Annotated in this window: 14 protein-coding genes; 6 read left to right on the top strand and 8 right to left on the bottom strand. The window is 40.9% G+C overall.

The features are described from left to right. Window positions 1-165 precede the first annotated feature (165 nt). Window positions 166-570 (top strand): hypothetical protein, encoded by a 405-nt coding sequence (locus tag GJB62_RS00070; protein ID WP_114080364.1) that lies wholly within the window; start codon window positions 166-168, stop codon window positions 568-570. Window positions 571-721: 151 nt separating this feature from the next. Here GJB62_RS00070 and GJB62_RS00065 read toward each other — a convergent pair whose 3' ends face one another. From GJB62_RS00065 to GJB62_RS00055, 3 genes are all read right to left on the bottom strand, one after another. Further along, complete coding sequence (locus tag GJB62_RS00065) at window positions 722-1,063, bottom strand: class I SAM-dependent methyltransferase (protein WP_114080296.1); 342 nt, start codon at window positions 1,061-1,063, stop codon at window positions 722-724. A 242-nt stretch (window positions 1,064-1,305) separates the two neighbouring features. Beyond that, window positions 1,306-2,049, bottom strand: coding sequence for a hypothetical protein (locus GJB62_RS00060; protein WP_147262432.1), 744 nt, complete (start codon window positions 2,047-2,049; stop codon window positions 1,306-1,308). Window positions 2,050-2,739: 690 nt separating this feature from the next. Continuing rightward, window positions 2,740-4,668, bottom strand: coding sequence for an alpha-amylase family glycosyl hydrolase (locus tag GJB62_RS00055; RefSeq protein ID WP_114080298.1), 1,929 nt, complete (start codon window positions 4,666-4,668; stop codon window positions 2,740-2,742). Between the two features lie 479 nt (window positions 4,669-5,147). Between GJB62_RS00055 and GJB62_RS00050 the strand changes: the two genes are divergently transcribed. The 3 genes from GJB62_RS00050 (at window position 5,148) to GJB62_RS00040 (ending at window position 9,249) form a co-directional block, all read left to right on the top strand. Beyond that, the gene (locus tag GJB62_RS00050; RefSeq protein WP_114080299.1) at window positions 5,148-6,200 is read left to right on the top strand and encodes a hypothetical protein; all 1,053 of its coding nucleotides are present in this window, start codon (window positions 5,148-5,150) and stop codon (window positions 6,198-6,200) included. 603 nt (window positions 6,201-6,803) lie between these two features. Then, on the top strand, window positions 6,804-8,636 hold the full coding sequence (locus GJB62_RS00045; protein WP_114080300.1) for a serine/threonine-protein kinase: 1,833 nt from the start codon (window positions 6,804-6,806) through the stop codon (window positions 8,634-8,636). A 394-nt stretch (window positions 8,637-9,030) separates the two neighbouring features. Further along, entirely contained in the window at window positions 9,031-9,249 is a 219-nt protein-coding gene (locus tag GJB62_RS00040; protein WP_114080301.1) for a hypothetical protein, read from the top strand. A gap of 42 nt (window positions 9,250-9,291) precedes the next feature. Here GJB62_RS00040 and ribD read toward each other — a convergent pair whose 3' ends face one another. Together ribD and GJB62_RS00030 are read right to left on the bottom strand one after the other, a co-directional pair. Next, complete coding sequence (gene ribD, locus GJB62_RS00035; protein ID WP_114080302.1) at window positions 9,292-10,491, bottom strand: bifunctional diaminohydroxyphosphoribosylaminopyrimidine deaminase/5-amino-6-(5-phosphoribosylamino)uracil reductase RibD; 1,200 nt, start codon at window positions 10,489-10,491, stop codon at window positions 9,292-9,294. 230 nt (window positions 10,492-10,721) lie between these two features. After that, window positions 10,722-11,321 (bottom strand): MBL fold metallo-hydrolase, encoded by a 600-nt coding sequence (locus GJB62_RS00030; protein WP_114080303.1) that lies wholly within the window; start codon window positions 11,319-11,321, stop codon window positions 10,722-10,724. A 173-nt stretch (window positions 11,322-11,494) separates the two neighbouring features. Between GJB62_RS00030 and GJB62_RS00025 the strand changes: the two genes are divergently transcribed. Together GJB62_RS00025 and GJB62_RS00020 are read left to right on the top strand one after the other, a co-directional pair. Beyond that, entirely contained in the window at window positions 11,495-12,673 is a 1,179-nt protein-coding gene (locus GJB62_RS00025) for an aminotransferase class I/II-fold pyridoxal phosphate-dependent enzyme (RefSeq protein WP_114080304.1), read from the top strand. A gap of 406 nt (window positions 12,674-13,079) precedes the next feature. Then, a complete protein-coding gene (locus GJB62_RS00020) occupies window positions 13,080-14,570 on the top strand; it encodes a glutamine synthetase family protein (protein ID WP_114080305.1) in 1,491 nt (496 codons plus the stop codon). Between the two features lie 122 nt (window positions 14,571-14,692). On the opposite strand, the gene GJB62_RS00015 is transcribed toward GJB62_RS00020, so the two are convergent. Genes GJB62_RS00015 through dnaA form a run of 3 tightly spaced genes read right to left on the bottom strand, consistent with a single transcriptional unit; the run spans window position 14,693 to window position 17,464 of the window. Next, a complete protein-coding gene (locus tag GJB62_RS00015) occupies window positions 14,693-15,874 on the bottom strand; it encodes a family 10 glycosylhydrolase (protein ID WP_114080306.1) in 1,182 nt (393 codons plus the stop codon). Window positions 15,875-15,906: 32 nt separating this feature from the next. After that, on the bottom strand, window positions 15,907-16,077 hold the full coding sequence (locus GJB62_RS00010; RefSeq protein WP_159402424.1) for a hypothetical protein: 171 nt from the start codon (window positions 16,075-16,077) through the stop codon (window positions 15,907-15,909). 7 nt (window positions 16,078-16,084) lie between these two features. Then, window positions 16,085-17,464: a chromosomal replication initiator protein DnaA gene (gene dnaA, locus GJB62_RS00005; RefSeq protein ID WP_114080307.1), complete on the bottom strand. Its 1,380-nt coding sequence runs from the start codon at window positions 17,462-17,464 to the stop codon at window positions 16,085-16,087.

The following is a 17,464-nucleotide window of genomic DNA, read 5'->3' as shown; positions in this document are numbered from 1 at the left end:
AATTTGTAAGTGTGTAACCGTTAGTATATTTTTCCATCTTTAATTTTAGATTTTTCATTCTGTCGTGTAACTTTAAATTTGGCGATTAAATACAACCCTTTAGTCAATAAAAGTTAACAATTATTTAGATTAATAGCTTTATCAAAATACCGGATGCAATACACAATGGCGCAACTAGAACGACTGCTAAAAATGGCAGAAGATGAGTTAACTGAGTACAGTACTGATGCCCGCAAAATAGAAAAACTACGGCGGAAAATAGGTTTAACAGTGTCGGCGGCTGAACAGCGACAAGTCAAAGAAGCATTATTAGTTAATAAGCAATCTTCTAATATAGTTACTCAAATTGTGGAAGAGCAAAGACAAACAGTAGCCTTACCATTTTGGGGAATTGCTGGATTGGGTTTGTTATTCGGAATTTCTTTAAATCAACCTATCTGTTTGTTAGCAGCTATAGTTGGTACTGTATCAGCTTACAGAATTCAAAGATGGGGTTGGCAATTGCAGGCAAGGAGTCTATTGTTACAAACATTGGAAGATATTGAAGCGCGTATTGCCCAACCTAAATAGATACACTTTATAAATAAATTATTTATAACGGCTTGTATTCAAATATACAAGTAAATCGATTAGTCATTCTATTGAACCTCGTAAGTACTTAACGATTCTTTTGGGATCACCATAACAAAAAAAATTAGATATTTGGATGTGATTCAGGTATTTATAATCCTGGTTTGCGTGCAATAAATGCTACATGACCCTTCGGCAGAAGGTATTGCCCATAACTACGAGTTGTTTCAACTTGGAAGCCAACGGCATCTGGGACTCTTGTTCGTGCAATATTAATCATCGACTCAGAAATATCAACTCCGAGAACACGATAATGAGCCTTAGTAAGTTCTTTTGCCCATAATCCGCTACCACAACCCAAGTCAACCACTAGTCCATCATGTATTTTGTTTTGAGCGAGGATTTCTAAAATGCCGGGAGCGGATTTGAGAGCGAAGTCACGGAAACCGTCATCATGAATAAATGCAAGGTCTTCTTTGTACCATTCATTCATATTGCTTAGAGGCTATGTTATAAATTTTTTGGGGCTAAATTCCTATTACGAGCCTAAGACTAGCCCTTTCAAGGTGCGTAAAAATTTTGGTAAATAGATTTCTCTTTAAGCTCTATACTCTGTGTCCTCTGCGCCTCTGTGGTTAGAAAAAATACTTTTAAACCGCAGAGGCACAGAGATCGCTGAGAAAAAATAAGAGATTTTACGATCCCACTACGGTAATTTTATTTTTACTTTATCAATTACCTCTTCACAGAAATTGTGTAACTAGGTAGATGTGAGGCATCTGTTTGAGTTTTTACAAGTCGCCAGTCATTATCTATATATAAATGCTGAAACACTTGAGAAGGTGCTAAGGATGTTTTTTTTAAATAATTTGTATGATTTATCTCTATATTTTCTAATTCGAGAGCTTTCGGTAAAGCCAATTTTGACGCATTCAGTTTGACTTTAGTGTTAAGCACATCAGTAAACCAGGTGTAGACTGATTCTAAATTTAGAGGAATTTCTCTATTTTTAAAAGCCTGAAATCTATCAATATTTTGAAGATACCATTTACCATTTTGAACTCCATATTTTTGGATTACCATGAAATCATAAGCTGGTAATATTGAGTTAAAACTCTGGGATAAATACGCGTCTTTCCCCATTATATAGCGAGCGACACTCGCACAGTAACCATCATGCTGAAAAATTTGAAAAGACTGTTCTTGTATTCTTTTCGGTAAACTTTCATGAAATGAAATAGTAGACCATATTGGTGTCCAAACACCCACCAAAAGGCGTAATTGTTCCGTAACGCTGAAAACAGGATTGTGTTGGCTCAATTTTATAAAATAGGGAAGTAATTCAGTTTTATAAAATTTAATTTCGTCATTTGAAGTTCCTGATTTTTGTCCTTGAACTCGTGCCAAAATCTCATTTTTAAATTTTACTTTTTTGGGAGCGCTTAATTGATTTTTTAGCAAGAGTTCAAACATCACCATTTACCTTGTTCTCATTTTTTTAGATGACTTGGTAAGAATTAAAAACTGGTGATTTTAGTACTTATACAGGTATCATCTATTCTTTTACCCTGTAAGAGGTAGAGCTTGTTAGCTCCTGCCTTTGACAGTTCTAAGGTGTTTATGTGCTTGATACTATCTATTCTTACTCACAAAATGGTGTGATCTAGATCACTGCAAACTAAAATATATTGAAAAAGCATTTAGAAATTAGATCATTGCATACATAAATTTATAGCGGCGACTCTCTGAGAACGTCAAAGACGAAACCGCAAAGCATAAGAAGGGTTATTAATTCACAAAAAATAAAGTGTGAAGGAGCAAAATTTTTATCCTTCACACTTCATTCTGACTTTTCACGGCATCTGGAAAACCTGTCTCTACATCTCTCTCCTAAAAGGCTACCGTGTACACACAAATCATCTGATCCCCCTAAATCCCCCTTAAAAAGGGGGACTTGAAGAAATTTCCCCCTTTTTTAAGGGGGGTTAGGGGGGATCGAAACACTGTTAGACAACTTTATAAGACTTGTGTGTACACCGTAGCCTAAAAGGAGAGAGACTTTGAATTTTCCCCCTTCTCGCGTCGGGAAGGGGGTTAGGGGGTTAGGTTTTTGGTAGACTTTTCCACATAACGTGAAAAATCAGACACTTCATTGTTGATTTGAAATTTCTACGATTCTCTTCCCGATGCCCAGGTATCACGCCATTTAACAGTACCTTCTTTGGCAATCACCCAGCGACGATTGACCAAATTTTCCCGCAGAGGCGATCGCCCTTCCCGCCACATGGCATATTTATAAGCAATCAGCTTACCAGCGCTTTCATCAAAGGGAATCTCAGCAGACCAAGTATTTGAGTTGATGTACTCCAAAGGATATGCTTTGCTGATATCCCAGTTACCCAACTCTGGACAATCTCCTGTCACCACAATGATTTCACCGGGTTGGGTATCCACACCATTGAGTTGGACGCGCACAATTGTCTGTGCTTTGATCCGTTCCCCAACGTGGCTGAAAACAAGCACTCCCCGTTCTTCTAATACTAGGTTATAAATCTTGCCGTCTTTTACTTCATACTTATTGCGAGTCACTACGCAAGTATGCTCACCATCGGGTAATTCTGTTTCTACTTCTGGGAGAGTAACTTCCCCTCCCCGGTTTAAAGCTACAAAACACAGAGAATCACGATAGCGGCGGACATAACAGTAAACATCGGCGGTCAAGTATTTCTGCCAATGGCTACCCATTGATATAGCAGGATTTAGCCGCCGTAAACCAGACAGCAACCGAATGCAACGATAAACCTCACTATCGGTATCCCAATTTTCCATCATCGGGCGGTTATATGGGTCATTACCGCCATCAGTATCGTTATGTAAATACTGTTCTGTGCCGTAATATATACAGGGAATACCGCGAGATGTCATAATTAAGGCGATCGCAACCTTCAACATCGCTGGATCGGGATTCAGCGATTGGAAGCGGCACATATCATGGTTATCGATGAAGGTAACTAACTCTGTTGCCCCGTTATAGCGATAATCCTGGTCAAAAATGTATTGAATTGTTTGGAATCCCAGTTCTGAACCTTGGCCCAATGCGGCTCGAATTGCCACACATAGCCCAAAGTCTAGAAGTGTCATGCCTGAGTGGTTAACAAATTCCACCGAGCGATCGTCACTCGGATTACTATAAATCCATTCACCAAAAATAAATACATCTGGTTTGTGATTGGTCATCTCGCCAGTGAATTCTTGCCAAAACCAAATCGGCATGTGCTTGACAGTATCAACCCGCAGTGCATCCACACCCCGGTCTAGCCATTGTTTAATTGCTGACTTAATATACTGTCGATATTCTGTATTATTTTCATTAAAGGTTGCAAGACCCGCTAGTTCACAATTCTGTACTTGCCAATCGTCTTCCCAGTTTTGCACTTCACCGTAATGGTGATACCAATGATTGACATCATCATTGAAGTCAGCAATTTTAACGCCATCATCATACAATTCACCTTTGCTACCACTGGTATCAGGGCTGCTGTGGTTGCAGACAATATCCAGCACCAGCTTCATATTCCGCTTGTGCAGTTCTGTAATTAATCGATCAAAGGTCGTATTTTTTTCTTCTTGGGTAGCATTTAAAGAAGGGTTTTCTCCATCAGCAATATAGCGAGGATTAATCCGCTTAAAGTCTTTTGTCCAATAGCCATGCATCGCCGCATTGCTAATAAATAACTCTTCTACTTGCTCGAATAGTGGAGTTAGCCAAAGGGCGGTAACTCCCATATTTTTGAGATAATCTAACTTATCGATGACACCTTGCAAGTCACCACCCCAGTACTTACCCCATTCTTGTCTATTGGGATCGTAGAGTTCTGAATTTTCACCTTCGCTGTTATCTGGATCGCCATCATAAAAGCGATCTACCACCAGAAAGTAAATAGTTTCTTGGCGAAATTCAATATCTCTGGTGTAAAGAAACTCTAGGTCAATCTCGGTTTCTGATGGTGGCGTTTCTATAATAGCGTCTACTTTTTCTTGTGCAGAATCAACTTTGTATTGATCTGGGGAAAACTGAGATGGAGGGGTTTTTACCATAAAAAACTCAAAATTTTATGTAATTTACATTTGTAGAACTAACAGTACAAACGCTTTGGCTATTGTGTGTCGCTACAGACATCGGTATTGTGACATCCTGCCCACGGTATAGGTATCTATCGCTAGCTAGTTTATAATTCTATCGATAGATATAATTCATCTGCTAGAGGATAAAAATAAAGAAATATAGCATTTATTAACGATAATTGCTTAATAACAAAAATTTACAATATTTAATTAAGTTGACCTGTGGTAAAAATTGAGCCTAACTCGTGTTTAAGTGTATATTCGACAACAGATTTGAGAACATCTCAATTCTTTGGAGATTAGCTGTCAACAAGATTTTGTTACACCTGAGCAATATTGAGTAGACCAAGCATTAGCCAACTTTTTCTCTAGAAGATTCGCTCCATTGGTAAACTGACCATTGTCACTTTCAATCTGTTTTTACTGTTGAGGAATTAATTTAGGTAGCAATTATGACCAAATATGACAAGGTTTTTAACTCACCAAAGACATCAGAGGAATCACTAAGTCCAGAGGAAGCGGTAGCAGCGATCGCAACTGTCACTGCGATCGCTGATTCTATGATTGAAGATGTAGATGCAGAAAGTTTAGCGGGTATCCTCTGGGAATTCGAGGTTTTCGAGGAATACTCAGAAGATGAAATTGCCGAAATAGTTGATAGACTCCTAGCCATTGCAGAAGAAGAGGGAATTGGGCCCCTGTTTAATGCTGCCAAAGTATCTCTCTCAGAAGAATTAGTGCTGGATGGTTTTGCAGCTGGGGTAATAGTGCTTTTAGACGAGGAACTCGCGATCGCCAAACCAAAACAAGCCTACCTCAAAAAGCTACAAGCAGCCTTAGACCTGGAAGATGAAGAAGCAGAGGAAATTATTAAGGAGGTAATTGCAGCCTTTAAAGAAGCAGAAGAGGAAGAATATGCAGATGACGACGATGATGAGACAGTAGTCATAGAAGATTTCAGCGAACAGACATATCAATCCCCTTTAGGTAATTTTACCGTGCCAATTCCGGTTGATCCCCAGCAGGGCGGTAGAATTCAAAGCCAGGAAGGAGTAGTTGGCTTTTCTGATGACATCGGTACTTTATTGAGAATCGATTATTATCCTTTCCCTCTAGAACAGTTAGAGGAACTGGAGTCTGTTGGACAAGAAGAATATTTACAAACAATTTTAGTAGATAAGTATGTACCCCAAGCGATTTTTGCCAATGTACCAGATGCTTCTGTGGAGTACACCGAATATCTGGAAGATACTTTGCGAGGCGCTTACTATGTGTTAATTGATATGCCCAAAGGTTCGACAATTTCTAAGCAAGAAAATAATGGAACTGCGATCAGATTAGATGCGTACCGGGGTCTGCTCACCTTTATCAGTGGTGAATTTTTGTATATAGTTAGTAGTCAGCACAGCTTTCTTGACGGCGAAACTCCCGATTCCCTTGAAGAAGAAGCTGAAGACATTAAGGAGAGTATTTTAGAGTTTGTTGAGACTATAGAGTTTATCTAATGCAGCATTTGATTGATTGGTGTTGCTGAATTCCGGTATGAAAATGATTTTACGTAATTTCAAAACCCTTGTAAAGAAGTTGCAATGCAACGTCTTTATACCAAAATTCATATAATTAATCAGCAACACCGATTCATTCATCGCAAATTAAATTTGGCAATACCTACATTGGTAATGCGTCGGCTTACATTAGATATCTGGTAAAAAAGAATGTAGAGAAGTATTGCCACTGCTATATCTCTACATGGGTTCTGAATAACGCATATTCAATTTCACCGAAGAGGTAGAGGGGAAGGGAGCAGGGAGCGGGGGGAGAAAGCCCTTCTCCTCTGCATGGAGCAAAGCGAAACATGGGTACGTTCGCGCAGCCTCTCGTAGAGAAGAGAAGCCCTGTTCTTCCAGGACGCTTGAACTGGGGCAAAGTACAAGCCCCGCCTCAGTCTTTCCCCCTCCCCCCTGCTCCCCTGCCTCTTTTGACCAGATATCTATTCGCCCTCGCTTTACTTATCTGATGTACATTTGGAAAGGGCGATGTCTGAGACAAGCCTGGAGAAGATAGGAAGTCTCCGGCTCCGCGCTGGGTGTCTACGCTTATAATTTTTCATGACAATAACCCTGCTAAACAATCGCTATCAAGTTATCCAGGTAATCGGTGCTGGGGGTTTTGGCGAAACCTTTCTGGCAGAAGATGTTCACATGCCTTCTCGCCGTCGTTGTGTGATTAAGCAACTCAAACCGATAACTAATAATGATCCGCAAAATTACCAACTAATCCAACAACGGTTTGAACGGGAAGCCGCAACCTTGGAATATTTGGGTGAAAGTAGTAACCAAATTCCTAAACTCTATGCCTACTTTTCTGAAAACGGGCAATTTTACCTTGTCCAAGAATGGATTCACGGCCAAACTCTGACGAAAATTGTCGAAGCTAAAGGATTTGAGAGTGAAGTTGCTGTTCGGCAAATTCTTTTGAGTCTGCTTTCAGTGTTAAATTATGTCCACAGTAAAGGCATTATTCACCGGGATATTAAACCTGAGAACATTATTCTCCGTTCTGTTGATAACAAGCCAGTTTTGATTGATTTTGGTGCAGTTAAAGAAACAATTCGTTCTGTGGTCAACTCTTCAGGATACCCCACGCGATCGCTCGTTATTGGTACGCCTGGATATATGCCTAGCGAACAAGCCGTTGGCCGCCCAGTTTACGCCACTGATATCTACAGCTTAGGTTTAACGGCGATTTATCTGCTGACTGGCAAACACCCGCAAGAATTGCAAACCGATCTCAAAACTGGGGAAATACTTTGGCAGGAACACGCCCCTAACGTCTCTTCTCAATTGGCAGGGGTACTCAATCAGGCAATTAAGCCTCATGCTGGCGATCGCTACAGCACTGCTAGTAAAATGTTACACGCTTTGCAGTCTGCTAGTAATATCCCTCCTGAGTTAGCTGCAAATACTCCTACAGTTAATTTTTATCCCCCTGCGTCATCGACTCGACAAACCCAGCCATTATATTCCCCACAAAAACCAACTGTGATAGGGAATTCCACTCCTGGAAACTGGCAAAAACCTGCCGTAATTATTGGTAGTTTGCTGGTAGGCGGCTTGATTGGTGCAGTAGTGATTCCTAACATCATTCGTCAGCAACAACCAGAAACAACCATTGTCACAAGTAGCACCCCATCGCTAGAATCTTTGCCTACTCCCGCATCTACCGAATCGCCCCTTTCTTCCCAAACTTCTCCAGCCCCAGTTGTACCAGCCTCACAACCACGAAAGCGAGTAATTCTCAATCCTTTGCCAACCGTTAATCCCCCAGTTGTATCCATACCACAGCCAGAAAAAGAGCCTGTAATTTCAGATACTCCAGTGCCAGAAGTGTCTTCTACACCACAGCCAGAACCAGAGAATATTGCAGTTCCCACACCAGAAGCAGTTTCAGCACCACAGAAGAATGATCAGCCACCGAAAAAAGTAGCTGTGACTACCAGCAGTCAAAGCGTTCCCGCATTTCCTACAGGTACATCCAGAAGCGCTGTAGAAGCTACCCTCGGCAAACCAAATCAAGATTTAAGAGGTGCATGGGGTAAGACGCGTGCTGTTGTTTACAAACTAGTACCAAACAAAATTGATCTTGGCTACTTATTCGATCGTAATTCTCAAGTGCTGCGTCAAACAGAGGTATCTTTTGCCCAATCGGTAGACCCGCAGGTAATGGAAACTACCTTGAATGGAATGTTAGAGGGGCAAGCCACTGAAAAAATTAAGCAGGGACTTAAACAGGTACAACAGGGTCAGTCTGATAATTTCCGTTTTCAGAATGGCTCAGTCAAGGGCCAGATTATCCGCCAAGAATGTAATTTTATTTACATTAGCATTTGGGATAAAAATTTACATGATTTTGTGAGTCCATCGACAGCCAAAAGATGTTAACTTTCTAGAAAACGTTTTTCTCAAAACTTAAATTTTTGTATCTTAGAAGACAGATTCAGGATTCAATATAGTTTTTCAAAAACTGTCTTTGCTGGACTAAAATCAACATAATTTCGGTCTTCGCAAACACAAAAACCCAGTTTTTAGAATTAGTGTATTTGTCTTCTAAGTTTTGCAACTAAATCCATAAAAACCTGTTTACCCAATTCCCCATTCCCAATTCCCAATTCCCATTTTCAAACTGAGTTTCAAATTCTTAATCTTCATAAAGTTATAAATACCATTATTAAGTTTTTAATAATACTTGTCTCAGCTTGTACATTCATGTCGTAAAGTTCTATCGGAATTGTGTAATCTGAAGACAGCTAATAGCTCATTATTCAATCGAGGTCTGATGACTCCTACAATTATGCGTCAGCTTTGGTCAGTGGTTGAAACCGCGCAAGCCAAGCTCCTCTTACAACTGGATGATGCTAGCTTGGTGCAGTGGTTAGTGAAACAAACCGAAACACAAGTTTTGTTAGATCCTAACGAAACTGATTATCTCTGCCACTACATTCAATCTCGGCTAGCCCTTATACGTGATATTGCCCATGAACGCCAGTGTTCATGATAGCAAAATCACGATGAATTGATTGATAGTCAAGTGTTATTACTATTGACTATTGGCTTTTTGGGGAAAATAACCTTCCACTAAGCAGTCAGAGCCGACTACACGCCAACGAACACGTTCTAGAGACAATGCCTCAGTCATGGTAGTAAAACCTAAATCGCCCACTGGTGTGGGAGCAATGCTACCACCAATGATTTTTGGGGCAATAAATGCCAAAACTTTTTGCACTGCTCCTTGAGCGATCGCACTAGCAGCTAAAGTACCGCCACATTCCCACAAGACGCTACAAAAACCCCGTTCATATAAGTACGCCATTGCGTTATCTGGTGTAAGTGATGTTAATTCCACGATTTCCACTCCCTGTTTGAGCAACAGTTGTTGGAAATCGGGGTTAGCACCCTTTTGAGTCAACACCAAAGTTGGAGCATCCGCAGTTTGCCATAGGTGGGCATTTTCCGGTAAGTTGAGATGACGACTCATCACCACCCGCAGGGGATTATGTGCCTCCGCATGATGGCTAGTTAAATAAGGATTATCCTGTCGCACTGTATTGCCGCCGACAATTATGGCATCGCAAGCCGCCCGTAGTTGATGTACTTCATTGCGGGCCTCTTGGCTTGTCACCCAGGCGCTATGACCAGAGGTGGTAGCAATTTTCCCATCTAAAGTCATGGCATATTTTAAAATTCCCAAAGGTCGTTTGTAGAGAATGCGATGCACAAAAGCTTCATTTAGCTGATTACAAGCTGATTCTTCTACTCCCACCAACACTTCGATCCCCGCCGCACGTAAACGGGCAATACCACCTCCAGCCACCAGTGGATTGGGATCAACCATACCTACTACCACTTTTGCCACTCCAGCCTGGATCAATCCTTCCGAACAAGGGGGAGTACGTCCGTAGTGATTGCAAGGTTCAAGTGACACATAGATTGTTGCACCACGAGCGCGATCGCCTGCTGCTTGTAAAGCAAACACTTCTGCATGAGGCTCACCTGCACGAGGATGAAACCCTTCGCCGACAATCTCGCCATCCTTGACAATCACCGCTCCCACCAAAGGATTTGGGGAAGTCCGACCTAAAGCGCGGCGAGCAAGTTCCAAACACCGCAGCATCATGCGAGAGTCAAAATCAGTTCCGATCTTTTCTTTTATAACTGCTGACTCCACTAGATGTATATTTTCCTGAGTGTAATTTGGTAAGGATGCATCTGGTTGAGCGACCACTGGGGAATTATCCATAATTTTAGGCGGCAACACTGTAAATATTCTGCACGCGATCGCGCAGCCTTTCCACAGGAGACTCGCGCTTTGCTCCTAAATAATTGAAAATAGGGGGAAAGGAAAAAGGGTAAAGTCCAACTTTTAGAGAGAGTTTAAGACCCCAACTGTTGCATCAGCTTCCCGCTTTCTTACAGTAGTTCAGTGGCTCCAGAATCCCCAACTAAAAACTTCCTCCTGCCCCCACCCATTTACAGCGTGGCTACAAGTTCCTGTAAGCGATCGCGTCCATCGCGGAAGACGGGCCAACCATCCCCCACCAGCACTGCTTCAACTCGACTCAGTTGAGCCAACCTGCGAACTGAAGCAACAGCTTCCTCTCGATTCAGTAGCTTGTCATCTGGCAATATAGTTAAGCTACCTGCTTTACGTGCCCTGACTAAATCCCCTGTAATCAAAGTTGTCTCCTCTAGTAACAGAGCCAATTCACCGGGAGTTTTCGAGCCTTGGAGTTCAATTACTTTTAACCCAGGTACGAACTCTTCACCATCAGACAGCCAGCGATCGCAAGGTATGGGAAAAGTGTCTTTTTCTGCCACTGGGCCAGCTATCTTAGCATAAGTTTGATCGGCAATATCTTTACTTGCCCTGACATGCTCGGAATTCGTCAGCACAATCCAAACTACACCACCGAGAGATTTCAAATGATTCCAATCATGGTTTGATAGGGCTACTGGGTCAATCAAGATGTTTCCATCTGGGCGAATCCAGGCAATCCCATTGAAATCAATATTTCTTGCCGGATTGAAATTAGACCAGCTATAGAGATCGGGACGGTGCAAAGATTTCATGATGATTCTGGATCAGTACTTCAGTAATTGACTATTAATATCAATAATTAAGTATATAGATTATAAGGTTGCATTCCCTCTGAATCTCGAATTTGAGTATACTACGATAAAGCTATCGGTATTATGGATTTTAGAAAAATTCCTGCATAACCGCAATCGAGATCAACGGAGGTATGGGAGTGAGTGAGATTGGGCGTAAAAAAATATCAGCGAAGGCAGACCAGTTTAGAGAGTCGGTAATTCGGGAAATGACACGGGTGGCACTGCAATATAGTGCAGTGAATCTGGCTCAGGGGTTCCCTGATTTTCCATGTCCCTTGGAGTTGAAACAGGCAGCTTATGAAGCCATAGAGGCAGATGTCAACCAGTATGCCATTACTTGGGGCGATCGCGCATTTCGTCATGCGATCGCTAGCAAAGTTCGCTGGTATCTCGGCTTAGATATCGACCCTGAAACCCAAATCACCGTCACCTGTGGTTCCACAGAAGCAATGGCATCTGTAATGCTGGCGACAGTCGATCCTGGTGACGAAGTAATTGTATTTGAACCATATTACGAAAACTACGGCCCCGATGCGATTTTAGCTGGTGCCACACCCCGATACGTAACACTGCATCCTCCCCATTGGACATTTGATGAAGCACAGTTGCGTCAAGCTTTCAATGCTAATACTAAAGCTATTATTATCAACACACCCCATAATCCCACCGGCAAAGTCTTCACCCGTGAAGAACTCACCCTAATTGCTGAACTTTGTCAAAAGTGGGATGTGTTAGCCTTCACAGATGAAATCTACGAACATATTCTCTATGATGGCACTCAACATATTGCCTTAGCGACCCTTCCCGGTATGGAAGAACGCACCATTACCATTAACGGTCTATCCAAAACTTATAGTGTCACCGGATGGCGAGTTGGCTACATTTTGGCCAACCCCGAATTAACAGGAGCCATTCGCAAAGTCCATGATTTTCTTACCGTTGGCGCTCCCGCACCATTGCAACGAGCCGGAGTTACTGCGATGCAACTACCACCATCCTATTATGAAGAACTAGGCAAACTTTATCACCAGAAGCGAGACTCCATCTTACAGATACTTGATGGAGTTGGTATTCCTTATTTTCTTCCCCAAGGAGCCTATTATGTTCTTGCAGATATTTCTAAATTTGGCTACAAAACAGATATTGAATTCACTTACCATCTAATTAAAAATATTGGTGTTGCCGTAGTTCCTGGTTCCAGCTTTTTCAGCCAACCAGAAAAAGGCCATTCATTGATCAGATTCTGCTTTAGCAAAACACCTGAGACATTACAAGCAGCGAGCGAGCGCTTACTCAAACTAAGTAAGTAGGCGTAAATAATTGTCGTTGGGATAAGGCAATAAAAAATAGGCAATAGGCAATAGAAAATATGAAATAAACCTCATCTATGTTGAAACCAAGAGTTTTTTAAAAGATATATTTATGTAGGTTGGGTGGAGTGAAATGCAACCCAACATTACCACCTTATTTATGTTGGGTTACACTATCGCTGCACCCAACCTACAAAACTTGAAGACTAGTGGTCTATCGCATTAATTTTACTAGGTTTGTAGTGAGCGATTTATCGCTCAAATCAAGGACTAAAGTCCTTACTACGAACTTTTATAACCCTTCAGAATTAATGAGACAGACTACTAGTTCCATATTATTCACGGAACTGGTGAAAGAAGTGTCAAACTAACCACACAAGCAGTTGAACATGATTAGACAATCCCAATGAAAAGACCTGGATTTATTGAGCGTCATCACCTGTGGACAGAAATCCAAAAAGAAGCATCTGAAAAGATTAAGGCTATTGTTAAAGAACAGGATTTATTGTTGATTCGTACCGCTTGGTCAGACCAGCATGGCATTGTTCGCAGTAAGTCGCTCTTACCCCAAGCCTTTTTCAGCGCCCTGGAAAACGGTATGCAAATCAGCACAGGGACATTCCTGTTTGATACTGGTGGTGCAATAGTATTTAACCCATTTGTTCCCGGCGGTAGTTTAGACATGCCTTTGATGACAGGTGCGCCAAATCTTGTGGCTGTTCCTGACCCTGATACCTTCAAAATTGTGCCTTGGGCAAAACGTACTGGCTTTATTCTCTGTGACGAATACTTTCAAAATGGTCAGTTAATGCCCTTTTCAAGTCGCGGTATTTTGCGCCAATCATTGGTAGAGTTACATCAAAGAGGGTTGGAGTATATTGTCGGCTTAGAAGTTGAGTGGTATCTGGCAAAGTTAGAAGATCCGATGTTAGCGATCGCTAATGTTGGTACTTCTGGAAAACCCGGTGAACCTGCTAAAGTTAGCGCCGTAGACCATAGCTTCCAATACCTTTTAGAATCATACAATCCAGAGATTCAAGATTTGTTGCGCCTTCTGGCAGAGAATTTAGTTGAAATGAAATTGCCTTTAAGGAGTGTAGAAAACGAAGGAGGTGTTGGTCAATTTGAATTTACTTTTGAACCGATTCCTGCATTGCAAGCTGCCGATACAATGATGATATTCCGAATGGCAACCAAGCAAATCTGCCGTCAACAAGGTTACATTGCATCATTTATGTGTCGTCCAGGATTGCAAGGTTCTTCTTCTAATGGCTGGCATTTGCACCAATCCCTTGTAGACCTTACCACAGGCGAGAACGCTTTCATGTCTGCAAACTCCCAAACCCTCACGTCAGATTTAGCTAAACACTTCGTTGGTGGTCTTCTCAAACACGCCAATGCTGCTTCTGTGTTCACAACCCCAACAATTAACGGCTACAAAAGATTTAGACCTTATTCTCTAGCCCCTGACCGTGCGGGGTGGGGCTTGGAAAACCGAGGGGCAATGATTAGATTACAAGGCGGTTTTGATGACCCCAGTACCCACATTGAAAACCGAGTTGGAGAACCAGCAGCCAACCCCTATCTCTACATGGCATCGCAATTGATTTCTGGTTTAGATGGTGTAGATTGTAAACTTGACCCTGGCTCTCCAACAGAGTCACCTTATACTACAGAAAATCCGATTTTACCCAAAAGTTTGCCAGAGGCGATCGCATATTTGAGCCAAAGCGAACTTTTTGCTGAAAAAATGGGGCAACAGTTCATAAACTTCATTATCAAGATGAAACAGAGTGAAATTAATCGCTTTTTGCAGTCCGTCGCCGATCAGCCACCAGAAGAGTATTTAAAGCAGGTGACTAATTGGGAGCAAAGAGAATATTTTGAATTATTTTGAGTTGGGTTTATAACTCTCTTAATAAACCAGATTTACTACTCTTTCGGGCTGTTGAAAACTATTTTAAATCACGCTTTCTTAATCATCCCTTGTTTCCCACGCTCAGAAAACTCGCTCACACATCACAGTGAGTTTTTTAAGCTAGAAGCTGTTTTTTCTGGGTTTCCTGAAAATGGAAAAACTAAGATACTTTTAATTTTTGGGTTATCAACTAATTCTTTTAAATGACCCAGTTGCCGATCTGTAATCGCAACTCCGGCATATTTTTGAGCATAATTTAACTCTTCAAGAAAATTACTATCATTATAAGCTTGAATAAATATACGATCCGCACCCCATTTTTCCCAGTCAGCAGCAAAATATTTTTTAGCCCAATAGGGGTTATGATGGCAAATATCAAAACTCACCGATGGATTAGCTTTTTTCATAGAAGTTACCATTTGTTGTACAAATTTAGTTAAATTTGCAGTGCGGTCAACTTTTCCAGATAATTCAGCATAATAACCCAGATAATCATCCCACTGAACTGCATCTATATCAGGATATTTTTTGACAAACTCTACTAAGATATTTTGAAAAAGATTAGCAACTTCAGGAATTTGTACATCAAGGACATAATGATCAATTCCAGAGTAGGTTTTATCCACTCCTGGAACAATCCATTTCCGGGAAATTGCCAAATCAAAAATTGGGCTATTCTTATCTATTTTAATTCCCTTCTCAAAGTAAGCATGAACTTGCATTCCTTGCTTATGTGCTTCATCTATCAACCAATTTAACCATTGTTCCTGAAATTGATTTGGACAACTTTTATATCCGAAAGTTTGCTGCATGACTTCGCTATTGTACATAGTACAACCATTACCCCAAACACCATGAATAATTGTATTGATTCCTTGAGAGCGATAGTAACGAACTCTTTCACGAATCGTTTGTTCGTTGGCATTATTGGTAATTTGGTAGCGAGTCAAATAAATTCCTCTAATTACTTTCTTCTCCCAAGCTGTTTGAAGCAATAGTATTTTTTTATCTGGGATTATTTTCGGATTATCAGTAAAGGTTGGAGTGCTTACTAAAGAGGGTATTGGGATTATAGAAGGAGTTGCATTAATAGTTAAAGAACTAGTTTTAGTAGGCTTAGGAATATCTATATTTATCTTTTTACTATTATCTAAAAACTTGCTAATTTCTGGATATCCTTTTTGGCTAAACCACCAATAACCACCTCCTAAGATAATTAGGATTATAGAAATCGGAATATTTGAGCATCCACATCCAATTGGTTCTTTCTTTTTACTCGACATATAGAATTCCGATTTAATTTTTGAAAATATATTTAGAGACCATTTATAAAGTCGTAATCGCGGTCATCATCTTTTAAAGCTTCTGTTGTGCGAACTTTATCGCCACAGAATAAATCATCCGAGCGTCTTAAAATCGCTCGTGTCGCTTCCCTCTGAGGTCTGTTCGCGCAGTGCTGACGAGGCGACAAGCGCCCCGTCAGCATATTTACCCTATGATTTTTGAGAACGGCTAGTCATGTTGATGCGATCGCTCAGTTGGCGGATTGTTTGTGCTAAAGTGCGATCGCTCTGGTGGAGTTGGGTAATTTTATCGCAACTATAGATTACCGTTGTATGGTCTTTACCACCAAACTCCTCGCCAATTCTCGGCAAACTCAGAGATGTATGTTGACGCATGAGATACATTCCAATTTGACGCGCCCAGCTAATCTCTCTTCGTCGTGAGTTACCTTTGAGATCGTCTATTGAAACATCAAAATTATCTGCTACAACCTTTAAAATTGCTTCTGGGGTAGCTGCCATTTTTTCGTTAGGCGGTTCTAAAACAGGTGTAATATTTTCCACCGTCATTGGTAAGCCCCAAATGGAAATATAAGCTACCGCCCGAATTAAAGCTCCTTCTAATTCTCTAATATTAGAAGTATAGTTAGAAGCAATATACTCAATCACATCGCGAGGAAGACGAATATTTTCATCCTCGGCTTTTTTTTGCAAAATTGCCATCCTAGTTTCTAAATCTGGCTTTTGGATATCTGCGATTAACCCCATAGAAAACCGAGAACAAAGACGTTCTTGTAAGCTAGGAATCTGGTTAGGAGGGCGATCGGAAGCAATCACAACTTGTTTGCCAGCTTCATGTAAAGTATTAAAAGTATAAAAAAATTCTTCTTGAGTGTATTCTTTGCCTTCAAGAAACTGAATATCATCAACTAATAAAACATCAGCAGCTCGATAATGTTCTCGAAAACTTTGCATACTATCTTTACGAATTGCTGTAATTAAATCATTAGTAAACTGTTCAGTAGAAACATAAAATATTTTACAATCAGGACAAATTTTCCAGCGATAATGACCAATAGCTTGCATCAGATGAGTTTTACCTAAACCTACCCCACCGCATAAAAATAAAGGATTAAATTCTTTACCAGGAGATTCTGCAACTGCTAAAGAAGCAGCGTGAGCCATCCGATTGTTTGCTCCAACTACAAATCGTGAAAAGACATATTTAGAATTTAATTCAGTAGTTTTATGGTTGTGATGAGAAACAGCTTCAGGAATACTGCTAGGATTTGTTGATTCCCAAGAAACCTCCCGTTCACTAAAATGAGAAACTTCATCACCTTGAGCAACAGTAATGTAAATTCCTACGGGATGACCGAGAATATCTTGTACTGCATGAGCAATGGTATTGATGTAATATTTCTGTAACCAATTACGGGCAAATGGGTTAGGAGTGCGGATTACTAAGCAATTATTTTCTAATCGCTCCGCACTAGCAGTTTTTATCCAAGTTTCAAAGGTAGGTCGGGATAGTTCAACCTGTAGGCGCTCTAGTACCTGACTCCACAGACTTTCTATGGGAATTTCCAT

It is taken from the genome of Nostoc sp. ATCC 53789 (assembly GCF_009873495.1).
GTDB classification, from domain to species: domain Bacteria; phylum Cyanobacteriota; class Cyanobacteriia; order Cyanobacteriales; family Nostocaceae; genus Nostoc; species Nostoc muscorum_A.
Note: the sequence above shows the minus strand (reverse complement) of the source record. Positions and strands in the feature narration are given on the sequence as shown.